18 protein-coding genes are annotated in these 16286 nt (G+C 42.7%); all 18 read right to left on the bottom strand.

Features of this window, described 5'->3' with window-relative positions; all coding sequences use genetic code 11:
• Window positions 1-78 precede the first annotated feature (78 nt).
• Complete coding sequence (gene secA, locus PWYN_RS14055; protein WP_036652639.1) at window positions 79-2586, bottom strand: preprotein translocase subunit SecA; 2508 nt, start codon at window positions 2584-2586, stop codon at window positions 79-81.
• Window positions 2587-2871: 285 nt separating this feature from the next.
• Entirely contained in the window at window positions 2872-3423 is a 552-nt protein-coding gene (gene hpf / locus PWYN_RS14050) for a ribosome hibernation-promoting factor, HPF/YfiA family (protein WP_036652638.1), read from the bottom strand.
• Window positions 3424-3596: 173 nt separating this feature from the next.
• Window positions 3597-3794 (bottom strand): cold shock domain-containing protein, encoded by a 198-nt coding sequence (locus tag PWYN_RS14045; protein ID WP_036652637.1) that lies wholly within the window; start codon window positions 3792-3794, stop codon window positions 3597-3599.
• A 228-nt stretch (window positions 3795-4022) separates the two neighbouring features.
• On the bottom strand, window positions 4023-4358 hold the full coding sequence (gene fliT / locus PWYN_RS14040; RefSeq protein WP_036652636.1) for a flagellar protein FliT: 336 nt from the start codon (window positions 4356-4358) through the stop codon (window positions 4023-4025).
• On the bottom strand, window positions 4351-4749 hold the full coding sequence (gene fliS, locus PWYN_RS14035) for a flagellar export chaperone FliS (protein WP_036652635.1): 399 nt from the start codon (window positions 4747-4749) through the stop codon (window positions 4351-4353). The genes fliT and fliS overlap by 8 nt, the downstream gene beginning before the upstream one ends.
• A 17-nt stretch (window positions 4750-4766) precedes the next feature.
• Window positions 4767-6272 (bottom strand): flagellar filament capping protein FliD, encoded by a 1506-nt coding sequence (gene fliD, locus PWYN_RS14030; protein WP_036652634.1) that lies wholly within the window; start codon window positions 6270-6272, stop codon window positions 4767-4769.
• 20 nt (window positions 6273-6292) lie between these two features.
• Complete coding sequence (locus tag PWYN_RS14025) at window positions 6293-6679, bottom strand: flagellar protein FlaG (protein ID WP_036652632.1); 387 nt, start codon at window positions 6677-6679, stop codon at window positions 6293-6295.
• 129 nt (window positions 6680-6808) lie between these two features.
• Window positions 6809-8518, bottom strand: coding sequence for a flagellinolysin (locus tag PWYN_RS14020; protein ID WP_036652630.1), 1710 nt, complete (start codon window positions 8516-8518; stop codon window positions 6809-6811).
• Between the two features lie 102 nt (window positions 8519-8620).
• On the bottom strand, window positions 8621-9868 hold the full coding sequence (locus PWYN_RS14015) for a flagellin N-terminal helical domain-containing protein (RefSeq protein ID WP_036652629.1): 1248 nt from the start codon (window positions 9866-9868) through the stop codon (window positions 8621-8623).
• Window positions 9869-10119: 251 nt separating this feature from the next.
• The gene (gene csrA, locus PWYN_RS14010; RefSeq protein WP_036652628.1) at window positions 10120-10353 is read right to left on the bottom strand and encodes a carbon storage regulator CsrA; all 234 of its coding nucleotides are present in this window, start codon (window positions 10351-10353) and stop codon (window positions 10120-10122) included.
• A 1-nt stretch (window position 10354) separates the two neighbouring features.
• Entirely contained in the window at window positions 10355-10810 is a 456-nt protein-coding gene (gene fliW, locus PWYN_RS14005) for a flagellar assembly protein FliW (protein ID WP_240479738.1), read from the bottom strand.
• Between the two features lie 85 nt (window positions 10811-10895).
• Window positions 10896-11456, bottom strand: coding sequence for a DUF6470 family protein (locus PWYN_RS14000; protein ID WP_036652626.1), 561 nt, complete (start codon window positions 11454-11456; stop codon window positions 10896-10898).
• A 15-nt stretch (window positions 11457-11471) separates the two neighbouring features.
• Complete coding sequence (flgL, locus tag PWYN_RS13995) at window positions 11472-12392, bottom strand: flagellar hook-associated protein FlgL (RefSeq protein ID WP_036652625.1); 921 nt, start codon at window positions 12390-12392, stop codon at window positions 11472-11474.
• Between the two features lie 21 nt (window positions 12393-12413).
• Entirely contained in the window at window positions 12414-14024 is a 1611-nt protein-coding gene (flgK, locus tag PWYN_RS13990) for a flagellar hook-associated protein FlgK (RefSeq protein ID WP_036652624.1), read from the bottom strand.
• Between the two features lie 64 nt (window positions 14025-14088).
• Window positions 14089-14589: a flagellar protein FlgN gene (locus PWYN_RS13985; RefSeq protein ID WP_036652623.1), complete on the bottom strand. Its 501-nt coding sequence runs from the start codon at window positions 14587-14589 to the stop codon at window positions 14089-14091.
• 12 nt (window positions 14590-14601) lie between these two features.
• On the bottom strand, window positions 14602-14889 hold the full coding sequence (gene flgM, locus PWYN_RS13980) for a flagellar biosynthesis anti-sigma factor FlgM (protein ID WP_036652622.1): 288 nt from the start codon (window positions 14887-14889) through the stop codon (window positions 14602-14604).
• Window positions 14890-14995: 106 nt separating this feature from the next.
• Complete coding sequence (locus tag PWYN_RS13975; protein WP_036653859.1) at window positions 14996-15403, bottom strand: TIGR03826 family flagellar region protein; 408 nt, start codon at window positions 15401-15403, stop codon at window positions 14996-14998.
• Between the two features lie 105 nt (window positions 15404-15508).
• Window positions 15509-16132: a ComF family protein gene (locus PWYN_RS13970; protein WP_052087946.1), complete on the bottom strand. Its 624-nt coding sequence runs from the start codon at window positions 16130-16132 to the stop codon at window positions 15509-15511.
• Between the last annotated feature and the right edge of the window lie 154 nt (window positions 16133-16286).

Here is a 16286-nt window from a genome sequence, read left to right as displayed (position 1 = left end):
AACGGGGGGATCCCCCGGGCCCAGGCCGCTCTTTGTTGTTATATTGCCCAAAGGGCATGAAAGCAGTTTCTGCTAAACTTATGCGTTCTGTCCATGGCAATTCTTATACTTCTTGCCGCTGCCGCAAGGACAAGGATCGTTACGGCCAATGGCCGATTCTACGTGTACCGGACGTTTTTCAGCGGGTTCGGCATTGGTAGAGATTTTGTCCTCTTCTATAACAGATTGACGCTCCTGATTCGTCTCGATATGCGCCTTCATAATATAAGTCGCAACTTCTTCCTGAATATTAGCGCTCATCTCATTGAACATTTGGAAGCCCTCGAACTGATACTCACGAAGCGGGTCGGTACCGCCGTAGGCACGAAGGTGAATCCCTTGACGAAGCTGATCCATCGCATCGATATGATCCATCCATTTGCTATCCACGGAACGCAGTACGATAACCTTTTCGAATTCACGTACCAATTCAGCACCAAGACGTTCTTCACGGGCAGCGTATTTCTCAAGAACACGCGCAAAAATGTACTCGATGATTTCATCAGATTCCTTACCCCAGAGATCATCACGAGTCAAAGCACCTTCATCCAACAGCTTACTGTTGACATAGTCCGCTACTTCTTGAAGTTCCCAGTTCTCAGGAATATCATCGCTGCAATGTGCTTCTACAACACGTTCAATAACAGGCTTGATCATCTCAACTACGGTGTCTTTAATGTTGTCAGACTCCAGAATTTCACGGCGTTGTTTATAGATAATCTCACGCTGTTGGTTCATAACGTCATCATACTGCAGGACAACCTTACGGATATCAAAGTTGTTTCCCTCTACCCGCTTCTGGGCAGATTCAACAGCACGGGTAATCATCCGACTCTCAATAGGTTGATCTTCTTCAAAGCCAAGACGGTCCATCATGTTCAGTACATTATCTGCACCAAAACGTTTCATGAGTTCATCGCCAAGCGATAAATAGAATTGGGTTGAACCAGGGTCACCCTGACGGCCCGCACGACCACGCAGCTGATTATCGATACGACGTGATTCATGACGCTCCGTACCAATAATATGCAGACCTCCGAGATCCGCTACACCTTCACCCAGAATAATGTCTGTTCCGCGTCCAGCCATGTTTGTCGCAATTGTAACAGTGCCCGGTTGCCCTGCATGTGAAATAATCTCCGCTTCGGCTTGGTGATGCTTGGCATTCAGTACTTGGTGTCTTACACCCTTACGCTTAAGCATTTCCGACAGACGTTCGGAATTCTCGATAGATACTGTACCTACCAATACAGGTTGATTTTTCTTGTGGCGTTCCACAATTTCCTCTACAACTGCATTGAACTTGCCATTCTCACTTTTATACACAACATCAGGTGCATCTGCACGTTGATTGACTTTATTCGTAGGCACTTGAAGCACTTCAAGGCCATAAATTTTCTTAAATTCTTCTTCTTCTGTCTTCGCTGTACCTGTCATGCCACCCAGCTTGCGGTACATCCGGAAATAGTTCTGGAAGGTGATTGTTGCGAGCGTCATGCTCTCATTCTGTACTTCAATCTCTTCCTTCGCTTCAATCGCCTGATGCAGCCCATCGCTGTAACGGCGACCAGCCATTAGACGGCCTGTAAATTCATCAACAATAACAACCTCATCTTCAGTAACCACATAATCCACGTCGCGGCGCATAATAACATTTGCTTTGAGCGCTTGAACAATATGATGGTTGAGGGTTACATGAGCTTGGTCATACAAATTCTCCACTCCAAAAGCACGCTCTGCTGTAGCTACACCCTTTTCAGTCAAGGCAACAGATTTTACTTTGATATCTACCGTGTAGTCTTCCTCAATGGTTAATTTCTTCACAAAACGATCAGCCGCATAATACAGTTCGTTTGACTTCTCTGCTTGTCCTGAAATAATAAGCGGTGTCCGCGCTTCATCAATAAGAATAGAGTCCACTTCATCAATAATACAGAAATATAATGGGCGTTGTACCATTTGCTCCTTATAGAGCACCATGTTGTCACGCAGATAATCGAAACCAAATTCATTGTTCGTGCCGTACGTAACGTCGCATGCGTAGGCATCCTGTTTATCAGCATGGTCCATGCCTGTCAGGTTAACCCCGACCGTCATGCCCAGGAAGTTATAGATTTGTCCCATTTGAGCACTGTCACGTTGAGCCAAATAATCATTGACCGTAACTACGTGTACACCTTTACCAAGCAGGGCATTCAAGTACACGGGTAATGTACCCACCAACGTTTTACCTTCACCGGTCTTCATCTCTGAGATTCTACCTTCATGCAGAGCCATACCTCCGACCAACTGCACATCAAAGTGGCGCATGCCTAGAGTCCGGACAGATGCTTCACGTACGGTAGCAAAGGCCTCAGGAAGAATTTCCTCCAGTGTCTCACCCTTTTCTATCCGCGCACGGAATTCGCTTGTCTTGGCGCTCAATTCTTCATCGGAAAGTGCCTTAAAGGTTGGCTCCAATCCATTAATTACTTCTACCGTCTTCATGAGACGTTTTACGTCACGTTCATTAGTGTCACCAAATATTTTTTTAACAAGTCCTAGCATGGTTAACCCCTTTCATGCAACACAGATGGTGGAATCGAGCCCATCCTTACGAGATTGAAAGGGCCGCATTTAAAAAGTCGATTCCGCTGCTTCATAAATTGTAACAGTTTGTAAGAGATGCCGCAATACAAGCGACCATAACCCCATTTTCTTGCAACATTATCTATTATATACGCACAAGAGCCCTATTCGCTTCACACGAATAGGGACTCGATTAATTATTTTCATTTTAAAGAAGCTATAAGGCGATTGTAGTACTCTGGCACAAGCTCACAGCGCACTTGATTAATCCTGTTCGATTAGTCCATACTTGCCGTCATTGCGTTTGTATACGACACTCACGTCTGAGGTGTCAATATTGGAGAATACAAAGAAATTGTGGCCGACCATGTTCATTTGCAGGATTGCTTCTTCCACATCCATTGGTTTCAGAGTGAAACGCTTATTCCGTACAACCTCCAATTCATCGATATCCTGATCTTCAACAGCAACTGCGCCGTTGGCTCCTTCCACAAAGAGTGTCTTCAGGCTTCCTTCCTGACGGAACTTACGATTGAGTTTGGTTTTGTGTTTACGAATTTGACGTTCCAGCTTGTCCAATACAGCGTCAGTGGACGCATACATATCGTCGCTGCGATCTTCCGCACGAAGAGTTACACCTGCTAGCGGAATGGTCACTTCCACCGTATGAAGGCCATGAACAACGCTAAGCGTTACATTTCCTTCAGAGGTAGGGGGTGCATCGAAATACTTCTCTAGTCTGTTGAGCTTCTTATCAACATACTCTTTCAATGCCTCAGTCACTTCAAATTGTTGACCTCGAATGCTGAATTGCATAAGCACTCCTCCTTTGCTCCTCCATTATACCAAATTGTTAGCGCTAAGTAAAAAGCATTTCTAATACAACCCAGGAAAATAAAAAAGACCCCGGAATTTCTTCCAGAGTCTTGTGCTATTCGTCTCAGTTTGCTAACCATCTACCATATATGTAGGTCGGCTTCGCCGGATGATTATAACTTGATTACGTTAGCTGCTTGTGGTCCGCGTGCGCCTTCAACGATGTCGAACTCAACAGATTGGCCTTCATCCAAAGTTTTGAAACCGTCGGTTTGGATTGCGGAGAAATGTACGAATACATCGCCACCTTCAGAAGTCTCGATAAAGCCATATCCCTTTTCTGCGTTAAACCATTTTACTTTACCTTCCATTGTTCAAACATTCCCTTCGTCATCAAATGAATGTGAGTCTTGCTCACAATTCTGACTATAACACCGCTACTTCTTTATTGTCAATTGGAAAAGTAAATGTTTACATTCAATAATTTACCAGACATAAATCGACTAAATATTCAGAAAGTTTTGTAGTGTTATAAGAATAGAATAGGGGCAGACGAGTATTAATACCCGCATGCCCCTATTCTGAAACATCTTAATATATTATTTTTTTCGATCCATTAAAATACTCTCCGGAGCATAGCCTGACTCATACGCATTGCGCTGGGCTTTGGCCTGATTACGCTTCTGTAGCCAGTCTTGAGCCTCAAGACGTAAAGCATTCATTCGAGCGAGAATCGCAGAATCCTGTTCCATGATTCGACGAATAGCTAGCTTTTGTGCAAATGTCGGTTGGCAGGATGAGACCATAGCTGCAATCGAGTCGACAAGATTCTGACGATCTTCTACGAAAAATTCTAGTTGCTCGTAAGGAGCTTCGTGAAGGCGGTCTAAAATATCATTGGTTAGCTGATCAAGTTGCTGAATGAGTTCATCCATTAGCGCCTTCAGCCTGTGTCTGCCCTGAGGCAAGTTTCGAAGCTTGAAGCCAAGTTTCCCGGAGGTCTGTTAAATAGCCTATGGCTTCTTCTGCTTTTTCCGGGTTTTTACGGATATTGGCTTCAATTAAAAGAAAGTTTGTATACTCATATAGAGAAGAGAGACTTTTGGAGATTTCATAAGATTGATCCAAGGTACTCATTAATTCGCTGACAATTGCCTGAGCTTTTCCAAAATTAAGGTTTGTCTTCTCAACATCTTGCTGTTTCAGTCCATCCAAACCTGTTCGAACAAAACGTATTGCACCATCGTATAACATAATTACCAACTGTGCAGGAGTTGATGTTTGTATAGAAGACTGGCGATATTTCTCATATGGAGATGTAATCATTTATGTCACCTTCTAGTTTAAGATTGTCCCATACTGGATAAAAGAGACGAGGACTGGGCTGTTAATTTATTCATTGCGGTTTCCATAGCGGAAAATTGTTTGTAGTATCGAGTCTCAGCATTACTCAGATTAGTTAACATATCGCTTATACGAGAGTTATACTCCTTGAGTCTTTTCCCCATTACACTTTGTTCATTATAGGCACTAGTTATATCTGTAGAGAATTTATTAGTTCCTACTCTTTTCGCTAAGCTATCTAAGCTATTATCTATTTTGGCAGCTAACTTATCAAATATCCCATCTTTAGGGGCACTTTCCGATCCTTGAAATAGTTCTGCTACCGTTTGAGAGTTAGCATTTAATGCTTTGGTTAGCTTCTCTTCATCTAAGTAAAGTTTCCCCCCCTCATAATATTGACCAGTAGTAATCCCTATTGAGCTAAGGCTTCCAATTTTCTCAGAAATAAGGGTTCTCATATTTGAGATAGTGGATCTTAAAATATCATCATTCTTCAGTACGCCACTCTTTGCCTTTTCCGTCCACTTTGTGATGTCATCTTCTTTCATATCAACTTTTTGTTCATCTGTTAATGGAGGGAAATCACGATATTTCTCTTCAGAAATTTTACTATTCATTGCACTTAACAAGTTGTTATAGTCTGCAACGAAAGATTTAATCGTATCTATCGCTTTTGTTGGATCGGATTGTATAGTAATTTTAGTTGGATTATTTGCCTCTCCTGAATCAAATGGATCTATAGTAGGGTCAATAGAGTTTACAGTTGTAGCTAATAAAGTAAGCGATACTCCATTAACCGTGAAGGTATTATTATTCTTAATCATCTTGGTATTATTTATAAATACAATAGCATCTTTTCCAAATGTATTCTGCTTAACCCCGCCAAAAACATCTAGTAGAGTGTTATCAGTTGCACCTACCCCAAGCTTAACTTCACCAGTTGCACCCAGTGTATTAGAGGTAACTATTAGTTTCCCCTTAATTTCATCGAAGCTCGCACTTACTTTGGCATCAGCATTAGAGTTTATTTTAGATATAATCGTAGAAATTGGTGTTTCTGAGGTGAAGCTGAAAGCCTGACCATTCACATTAAGATTATAAGTACCAGGTGAGGCGGCTCCCAGTTCCGTCAGGGTCGATGATGCCGTAAATGTAGAACCTTTACCGTTAGTTTCAAGCATACCCTTTAAAGCTAATTGAGTAATACTCACTGTCATATCAACACCGTTCGCATTAGCACTAGCTACTGCTTTAAGGGCATCTGTATTACCGGATGTCACAGCTTTTTGTGAATTCATAGCTGCGGAAAGACCATAGGTCCTGTTGAGCTTATTTGTTTGGAAATCAACAAACTTACTATTCATTTCACGGTAGCTATCTCTTGTCCATTGCATGGTTTGCTTCTGCTGGGATAATTTATCCATTGGAATACGCTTCGCAGTCATCAAGTTCTTAACCATTGAATCGACATCCATTCCAGAAAAGCCATTAATTCTTGTTACCATACATCACTCACCTCACAATCTTATATTTTCTCATCGACCAATATACCTGCAATTTCCATCATATTAGCTAATAAATCTAGAGTTTTCTCTGCTGGGACTTCACGGATAAGTTCACCCGTATCTTTATTAATAACCTTTACCATAATATCATGCGTTTTCTCATGGATGCTGATATCCAGCGTGGTCTGGGGTCCCTGTAGAGACTTTACGGCCCGCTCTATAGTTCGGATAAGCTGCTCTTCAGCAACAGATACGTTAACGCCCTGTTTCTCCTTCAGACTCATATCCTTGGCATTGCGGATAGAAGCCACTTCCTTATCAGGTGCTGCCGCTCTGTCACTAGTCGCTACTTCAGTTCTGCTCTGTCCCGTAATAGGATTAGCAGAAATTGAAAACTGTAAATTCATAAACCCCGACCTCCACCAACGCTCATTTTATATTATATATCGGTTAGTTTCAGGGATAATTTAGGACTTCTCTAATATAAAATAGAAGATGCCCCGGAATTCTCCGGGGCATCTGAAAAGGAAAGAAATTTAACGGAGTAATTGCAATACTCCTTGCGGTTGCTGGTTGGCTTGAGCCAACATTGCTTGGGCAGCTTGGGCAAGAATATTACTCTTGGTTTGTGACATCATTTCTTTAGCCATATCAACGTCTCGGATGCGGGATTCTGCGGCAGTTAGATTCTCTTCACTGTTATGGGCAATTAAAAGCGAATGCTCTAAGCGGTTTTGAAGAGCTCCCAAGCTTGAACGGAACATTGAAACGTTTTTAATTGCACTATCAAAGATTGTTATTGCCGCACCTGCATTTGTGATAACATCTGCTGCAGAAATGCCTAAGCTAGATGAACGAACATCTGTTGATTGAATATCCATATGTTGATCAGAGTTTGCCCCTACTTGAATATGAATACTGTCCGCAGTAGTGTTAGACGGCCATATCTCAACATAACTGGTCAAGGGGTCGCTGGTAATTGTTCCATAGCCCGATTCATCTACAACATCTGAATTATTTTTCACGGCAGCTCCGCCGCCTATAGAAGAAGCCCGATCTGAACCGAGGATAGACCCAGTATCAGAATTGGCTAAAGCCGGGATCAGGACAGTATTAATATAATGAACACCGCCGCCAGCTGCTGCCGATCTAAATTGGGTCGCAAAATCTGCGAGTGTGTTAATCCCCAAACCGTTTAATTGAACATTTGCGTTAATCGCATCTTCAAGCTCTAATGTTGTATTGGAAGCCATATTAGTGATGATATCCTTGACTCCACTCCCACCATTATTGGAAATTAAGTAATCTAAATACCGAACTGCAGCGTAACCCATAGAATAGTCATCACTCGTACCACCCCAAGCCGAAGACCCTGTTCCAATTCGATCTGCCAATTGCTGAGACGTCATGCCTCCCATTGAGAATGAAAGCCTTTCATCAGCCCCTTGCACAGCTTCAGCGGTACCTTCCATAAACCAAGAATGCATACCCGTGGAAATATTAATTGAAGCAGCCATAGCTGCATGGGTCATCTCGTGGGCAATGATCCGGTCATTAGCAATGAAGCCGCCGCCATTTGGATAAGTACTATTTGTAAAGTCTGCCATATCCAAATGAAGCTGCAGATTGCCTCCAGGTCCCGGCACCCCAGGTGTAAAACTATATTGAACCATAGCCAAAGTATTTCCTGGACCATCAATCGTAGTATCGAGAATAATGGAAAAGTTTGAATTTTTACCCCCGATACCAAACGTATCCTGCACAAGCTTCTCACTGGCTGCAAGCCATCCCTTTTGCAGGTTGTCCAGAATTGCAGTTCCCGTGGATGCTGGCTTATTTAACAGCTTGATGGTGTTAAATTCAGTATAGTTAGCAATCTTGTCAACTTCATTCCGCAGTTGATCGATCTCATTCTGGATATTTTGTTTATCCTCATTGGTGTTTGTGTCATTCCCAGCTTGAACTGCTAATTCTCTGCTGCGTTGGAGAATACTGTGTACTTCAGTCAGTGCACCTTCACTAGTCTGGATAAGGGAAATCCCATCTTGGATATTACGCTGTGCTTGTGCCAACCCTCTGATTTGTCCACGCATTTTCTCGGAAATGGACAACCCTGCGGCATCGTCGCCAGCCCGGTTAATCCGTAATCCAGAAGATAGCTTTTCAATTGATTTGTTAGTCTCAAACGTATTGGTAGCTAGCTGTCTGCTCGTATTAAGAGCAGCTACGTTATGGTTAATTCTCATGTTCGCCCTCCCTTCTTAGCTATTTGGAGGCATATTATAAAGAAAAGGCCTTGAATAATTCCAAGGCCTTTCTGTGTAAAACGTTGAAGCGTTACTTTAATATTAACGAAGCAATTGCAGAACGCCTTGTGGTTGTTGGTTAGCTTGAGCCAACATAGCTTGTGCAGCTTGTGCAAGGATGCTGTTCTTAGTTTGGCTCATCATTTCTTTCGCCATATCTACGTCACGAATACGGGATTCAGCAGCAGTCAGGTTTTCAGAAGATGTGTTCAAGTTGTTAATTGTGTGTTCCAAACGGTTTTGTGTAGCACCAAGTTTAGAGCGCTCTGTTGAAACTTTTGACATTGCGCTGTCAATAACTTTGATAGCAACGTTAGCTTGACCTTGGTTACCAACTTTAAGGTCTTTAACTCCAAGTGCAGCAGTACCCATATCTTTGATTGCCAATTGGATGTTTTGACCAGTGTTGGCACCGATTTGGAATGTTGCTTGACCGTCAGTTTGAATGTTAGCAGCAGCTGTTGTTTCTGTGAAGCTAGACAAAGCATTTGTTGCTCCTGTACGTACATTACCATTGGAATCCTTAACTGTTACAGTCAGACCGTTAACAGCACCACCAAAGCCAGTGTTAGAAGCAGTCATCAACAAATTGCCAGTAGCATCTACAGTCAAAGCAGTATCTGTATCGTCCGCAGCACCATTAGTTGTTCCAAGAGCCGCAGTTGTCAAAGCGCCTACAGTGAAAGAGTTAGTAACTGTCGTACCGTCTTTCACGTAAGAAACTTCGATTTTATCTGTTGCAGTAATTCCCAAGTTGTTGCCATTAGCATCGGTCAAAGTTGTCAGTGCATCAGTAGCAACACTCACAGTAGCTGTTTTCACAGCTGTGTTGGTGTTAATGTTAGCTACAGCTGCAGCAACACCTTTTTCCATTGAACCATCCAATAGATTTTTGGTATTGAACTGAGTAGTACTACGGATACGGTCAATTTCTTTACCTAATTGATCCATTTCATCCTGAACGTTAGTACGGTCAGCGGAAGTATTTGTATCATTGGCAGATTGAACTCCAAGTTCACGCATACGTTGCAGGATGGAGTGAGTTTCATTCAATGCGCCTTCAGCAGTCTGAATCATCGAAATTGCATCTTGGGAGTTACGTGAAGCTTGATCTAATCCGCGAATTTGACCACGCATTTTTTCGGAAATTGCCAAGCCTGCGGCGTCGTCACCTGCACGGTTGATACGAAGACCAGAAGACAATTTTTCGATATTTTTACTAGTTGCTTGCGTGTTAGTTGCCAGTTGACGGTGTGTGTTAAGAGCAGTAATATTGTGGTTGATAATCATTTGATATTTCCTCCCTGAAATTAAGTTAGTTCCACATCCATGTGGTAAACGCCAAACCATTAAGGTCGGCCGCCCTGCCGGATCAGCGTCTAATACATATATCGACAGCATGTCCCCAACTGATTAGAGCATTTTGAACTTTTTTTAATAAATCTTAAATATATTTGCTTAATATCAAAAAACCCGAGTCTGCAAATGCAGAATTCTCGGGTTCAGTAGTCTTTGTATACGATTTAAAGCACCAGATATAGTCAATTATGTTCTCGAAGCCTATCTATTAGCATATGAAGGTCCACCTGTAGCGGGGCAGCAGATTCACGGTTGGTTTCCTGTATAGATAGATATACTTCTTTACGGAATATATCAACATGCTTCGGTGCCGAAATACCTAATTTTATCGTATCCCCCTCCACACTAAGGACTACCACTTCAATCTGGTCCCCAATCACGATAGATTCTCCTTTTTTGCGTGAAAGAACGAGCATATCACCCACCATCCTTTCCATCTATAGTCGACTGTTCATTAATCAATTTATGCTTCGTATGATAGGGTGATCTGTGCAGAACGATTTGTTTACCTGTATGTTCATTAGGATTAAAAACAATAGGAGCTAGCAAGTTAATAGTTGAATGCTCAACCTGCTCTTTTAATGTAATAATGCAGCGAATAACCACATCAGCACTAATACCTAATTCTTCAGCCTCTTCATCTGGCAGTTCAAACTCATATGATGGGTAGAATAAAAAAGGATCAACAAGCACAAAGGACAGTTCCATATCCTTAATAGACTGCAGATACCAAAAGGGGGCCGTCTCCATTATTAACAGTGCAAAATCAGTTTCTTCCTCAAAACCAGGTATTCCTTTAGCGAAATGATACATTTGTTCATCCTTCAGTTCAAGTTTACCCCATGATAGTGTCTCTATAATCAAGTGATTCACTCCTCATTAGAAATTTTGTAACTCCACATATATAGCAGAAAAGCTACAGAGGTGCATTCTGGCACTTCTATAGCTAGAGGCTATGTTAAACATTCAATTCTGGTGGAATAAACTGCACAGAAGCATACTGCTGCATATATATATCTAACTTGCCACGGGTATATTCAATTTCAGGACGATGTCTCTCCACTTGAATATTAACCTCAGCGGGTCGAAAATTTATCGTAGGCGATCGTGTCTCAAAATGAATATCTACATTGTCATATGAGGCTGGTCCACGCATCTCCGGGAATGAATTCGGCTCAGTATCTGTTCCGTAGATCTCCGCAATTGTGTTACCAGGCTTAAAAAACTCCATCATACGGTTACCCTGCTCTACCCTCTTCGCGATACCCTGAAGATACAACTGTTGAATACCGGAATAAATACGCTTGTTCATTTCTAGCATATTTCCGCCATTATAGGCTGCCCATGCACGAGATTGATCAATGGTCAACTCAGGCTTAAACTGTTGGATATCCCACTCTCCCGGAGTAGTCGTTATGTTAACATCAGCTTTGGGTTGAGATATGGAGTATGTTCCTGGATCAGCATCAATACCAATTAAAGCAGGGGTTTGGCGGATTTGCAGTATTGATTGAAGCAAGGGTCACACCTCCCTCTATCTAATAAAATCAACTAGGGTTGATTGAATGATCTTGGAACCAACTGACAGGGAGGCATTATAGATATTCTCCTGAACCTTGGATTTCATCAGCAATTCTGCATAGTCTCCATCCTCTGTCTTTGATTGAAGGTCGGTAAGGTTAACTTCTAAATCACTCAATCGGCTCTGCATTAATTCGATCCGGTTGGTCTTTGCACCTATATCAGCCTGCAAAGATAACATTTTATTGTTACGTGTATCTATATTATTCAACTCAGCTGATACACCAGTTATGTTTCCCGAGGCCAATGCGTTAGAGATCCTATCTATTATGGAGAAAATATTATCAATTTCTACTCCTCCAAAAACTTCGCTGCCTGTTACATTAATAGGAAGCTGTACACTTTCACCTACCGAATAATTGACATTCCCACTATCCGTTGTAATAAGTGCGGCTCCTGAAGTATCAGGCATCCCATCTGCTCCAGTAGGGAAGTCGAAAGGTTTCGCATCATATTGTTGGCCATTGAAAATATATTTCCCATTTAATTGGCTGTTTGCTATATCAACCAGTTGTGCTTTAAGTTGTTTTACCTCAGCATTAATACTGTCCAAAGCTGTTTGTGGATTAGTACCATTAGAACCTTGCACAGAAATCTCCCGCAACCGTTGAATTACATCCCCTGCTTGAGTCATTACAGTATCATTGTAATCAAGCCAAGATATCGCGCTATCTACATTTTTCTGGTACTGTTCATTCGATGAAAGCTCCGCACGATAACGGAGGGAATAAGTAATTCCGACCGGATCATCCGAAGGTTTATTAAGCTTACGGCCTGTTGCTAACTGAAGTTGTGTATCATTCATAGTACGAGCATTGCGGTTCAAGTTAAGCAACAGCTGTGAATTCATCATATTCGAGGTAACTCTTAACATGGTGTTATCCTCCTCCCTATCTTATCTGCCTACGACGCCGGTAGAATTAATTAATTTATCTAGTAATTGATCATAAGTGGTCATGAACCGTGCCGCCGCGCTGTAAGCGTGTTGAAACACTAGCATGTTGGCCATTTCCTCGTCCAGGGAAACTCCACTGACGGATTGACGACGCGCATTTACTTGCTCCACCAGATAATTGGAGTTTTCGGTTTGGCGTGTAGCTTCCTGTGATTGAATACCAAGTTGTCCTACCAGTGATTTGTAAAAGGTGTCTGCTGTTGCTGTAATCCCCGATGATGGAGATTTAAAAGAACCCGTCTGCTGAGTAGCTAACAAGAGTGCTAATGTATTATTGCCTTTTACTACTGCTTCGGCAGTTCCCGTTCCAGTAGTTCGAAGGGAGGTTGCCAAGAGGTTGCTGTCCGCAGCAATTTCAGCGTTAAGGGTAATATTCCCGGCCGTAATGGCCGTTCCATCACCTGTAATTGTGAACAGAGGTTTGCCTGGATTGAGAGTACCATCCATTGTATAACCTAGTTGATGAAGCCCGTTTAGCCCTTGAACCGTTGTTTTTACATCTGAATTCAAGGTAGCACCTATAGGAAACAGCGATCCCGCGGTAATAGTAGCAGTAGATCCATCCGCCTTGGTTACAGTGACATCATTGGTAAGGATAGTTCCTTCTGGAAGTACAGAGCCTTTAGGAAGAGTTACTACTATATCACCAGTAGCAATGGTATTAGCTATATTATCGAGCTGTTTCTTGTAATCAGCCACATAGTTCTTGCTGGAAGCAATCATTCCATAGACCTCGCCAGATTTCATATCACCCGATAAACCATCGCCATAAGCTGAGTTCAAAAAAGCACTATCGGTAGTAGCTGAAACCGCGAAACCTTGAACCAGCGGTTGACTTCCTAATGAAACGTTAAACCCACTCTCCGTTTCAACTACATTGATATTAATAATCTTTGAAAGCTTGTCTACGAATAGATCACGTTGATCACGCAGGTCATTTGCTTTGTCACCCAAGCTCTCAATTCTGAAGATAGATTTGTTAAGTTCAGCTACTGAAGAAAGATACGTCTGTATTTCGGTGCCTTTAACAGCAATATTGGATGCTAAATCCGTGTTCAGATTATCAAGCTGTCTGCTCAAATAGTTCATAGCGTCCGTCATGGATTGTGTAGTTTGAACTACAATCTTACGAGCTGTACTGTCTGCAGGATTCTTACTGAGGTCAGACCAGGACTTCCAAAAGTTATTCATCACGGTACTGATTCCGGTATCGGAAGGCTCTTGAAAGATAGCTTCCAGCTTGTCTAGTGTATTCGACTGGATAGTCCAGTTGCCGAGAGCTGAGTTCTCATCACGGAATTGATTATCCAAAAAGGACTCTCGGACACGTTCAATAGATCCGAATTCTACGCCTGTGCCTAACTGACCTGGAACCGTAGATTTGGTAAGTCCATAAGCTTCAATGGGACGGGAGGCAGTCATCTTAACGGTCTGACGGCTGTAACCCTCTGTATTGGCATTGGCGATATTATGTCCGGTTGTATTTAAAGCTGCCGTCTGTGTGAACAAACTGCGTCTCGCCGTCTCGATCGAGTGAAAAGTAGATGTCATGCTTCTTGCTCCCCCTTAAAAGCTTTGCGTATGGCTAATGCAAACTATCCTATAAAGTTATGTTCTATCCCCGAGCGTCAAAAAGTCCCGACCGGTTAACTGCGGCACCCTTGTCAGATGGATGATGATAAGTAATGTCCTGATTGGGTCTGCCAACTAATAAGTCCAAGGTATAATCTATAAAGGTAAGCGACTGCTCAATCAGTTTCTGATTAAGCTCGTTAGCTTGCTTCAGACTTTTCAAAGTGTCTGAAAGCTTAAGCTGAACATGCAGAAGTCGCGACTTGTCATCTGGGTCAAATACAAGCCTGGACAACTCGGTGAGGTTCAGGTTGAGGTTGGAACGAATACCAACTCCTTGCAGAAAGGCATAAGCCGCCTCTGCACGCTGCTCCTCGAGTTGTCGAGTCAGCTTCATAAGCTTGGATTCACGGTTAAGGATTTCTATGATCCCCTCAACTTTATTATCCATAATAGCTTCTTTCTTGGTAGCGGCCAGATCCAGCATTTGTTGATGGGCCTCGTCCAGCCGCTCCAATAGTTCAATCAATTTTGTCAGTGCCATAGATGGATTCACCTAATTCTCGGAGGATTGCTTAAAATAAGGGGCGAGTTTCTCTGCGAGCTTGGATGCGTCAACTTGGTAAGTGCCGGCAGAAACCTGCTGCTTCAAGTTCTCAATCTTGAGTGCACGTTCAGCATCAACCTTACCGCTGTTCTGTGCCTCGAGAAGCTTCATGGCTTCTGTAGAGATCGAAACCTCATCCTTACGTGTACTCTTCTTCATTTGTTCCTGCCTTTGCGATTCCGCGTTGCGTTGATAAGGATTAATCGCGTTAATACGTCCGGTCTCGTTAATTTTCATAACTTCCACCTTCCTTTTAATATAAAAAAGCCGATAATCATTACTAAGTTTATCGGCGTGTGTTGAAACATTCTTTATAGCTGCAAGTGTTTTTTTGCAGAATTTATCAGTCCCTAAGCTTATCTATAGCTCTATAAGCGCCTGCATTATCCTTTTTAACCTCTTTAGCGGATGCACTTTCCTTAATGGCCGTTGAGAAATCCTTGCGTAATCGAGTTCGGCAGTTTTCACACATATGCCCGTCTCTAATGAGAGTTCCGCACACTTCACATGGATACATCATATTCGGTGCACCTGCAATAGAAATCCGCCCTTCTCTAATAAAACGGGTGATTTCCTTTATGGATATATCCGTAGCATCAGACAGTTCCTGTATGTTGGTTCCTTTGTTCTCACGGAGATATTTTACGCAAATTTCATACTGATGCTCCAGATCCTTAACACAGACCTGGCACATATCCATAATATTTTTCAGATACAACCGGCCGCACCTTGGACAATTGTCTAGATTCATTTTAAGCAGCCGCTCCTTCCATAACATATTGTACAGCGAATAGACATCTTATGCTCCTAGATTACATGATTGTCGAGTATTCGTCTATGGGACTATATTTTCCGCTTAGGAACGTGCCCAAGTCAGGCTATATATATCAGATCTAAAACCGCAAGCCTCAGTCATCTGTCGAACCGATTCAGCACAGGCTCTGATCGTACTCCCAGTGGTATAAATATCATCCACAATGATAATACGTACAGGACGTGGGTAGTTGGTATCGTGAAAAGCTGTAATTCCCATTAACCAGTTGAAATAATCCTCAGATATTGAAGAGTTTGGCCCAAAGGCATGCTTCATATTGGTTAGGCGCTCCGCACGGCCCTTGAAGCTTTGCTTATCGGTGTGATGTGTACGTACCAGCAGAGGGAGAAGCGGAATTCCCGTCCGCCAAGACAGCTCGGCTGCAAGCCGTTCGGCCTGATTGAACCCCCTTTCAATCAAACGCGGCTCACTTACCGGAACAGGAACTAGCAGGTCTGCTTTCCATGAAACAATGGATGGAGATCGGCGAAAAGGAAAGGCTGAACGCGGACGAATGAATGTATTTTGATATACAACGTCTTCATGTTGTACTTTTAGCATTTGGTACGCTTTTTCAAGCATTAACCCTAATATGGGAGCATATCGCTCATTACCGCGGTATTTATACTGACCCAACCATTCACGCATCACACTGTTGTAAGCCACTGCGCTCCTGTTACATAGGAGGGGTGAAGGTTCTCCTCCACGAGAACAGTCTGGACAGCCCACATGTCTTCCGCATTTTGGACAGCGTGGAGACTTAATCCATGGAATGAGCACCGCACACTTCACACATAATGCAGGTGAAAGTGATGACCCC

The organism is Paenibacillus wynnii (assembly GCF_000757885.1).
GTDB classification, from domain to species: domain Bacteria; phylum Bacillota; class Bacilli; order Paenibacillales; family Paenibacillaceae; genus Paenibacillus_AQ; species Paenibacillus_AQ wynnii.
This window is presented reverse-complemented; position numbering and strand designations above follow the sequence as displayed.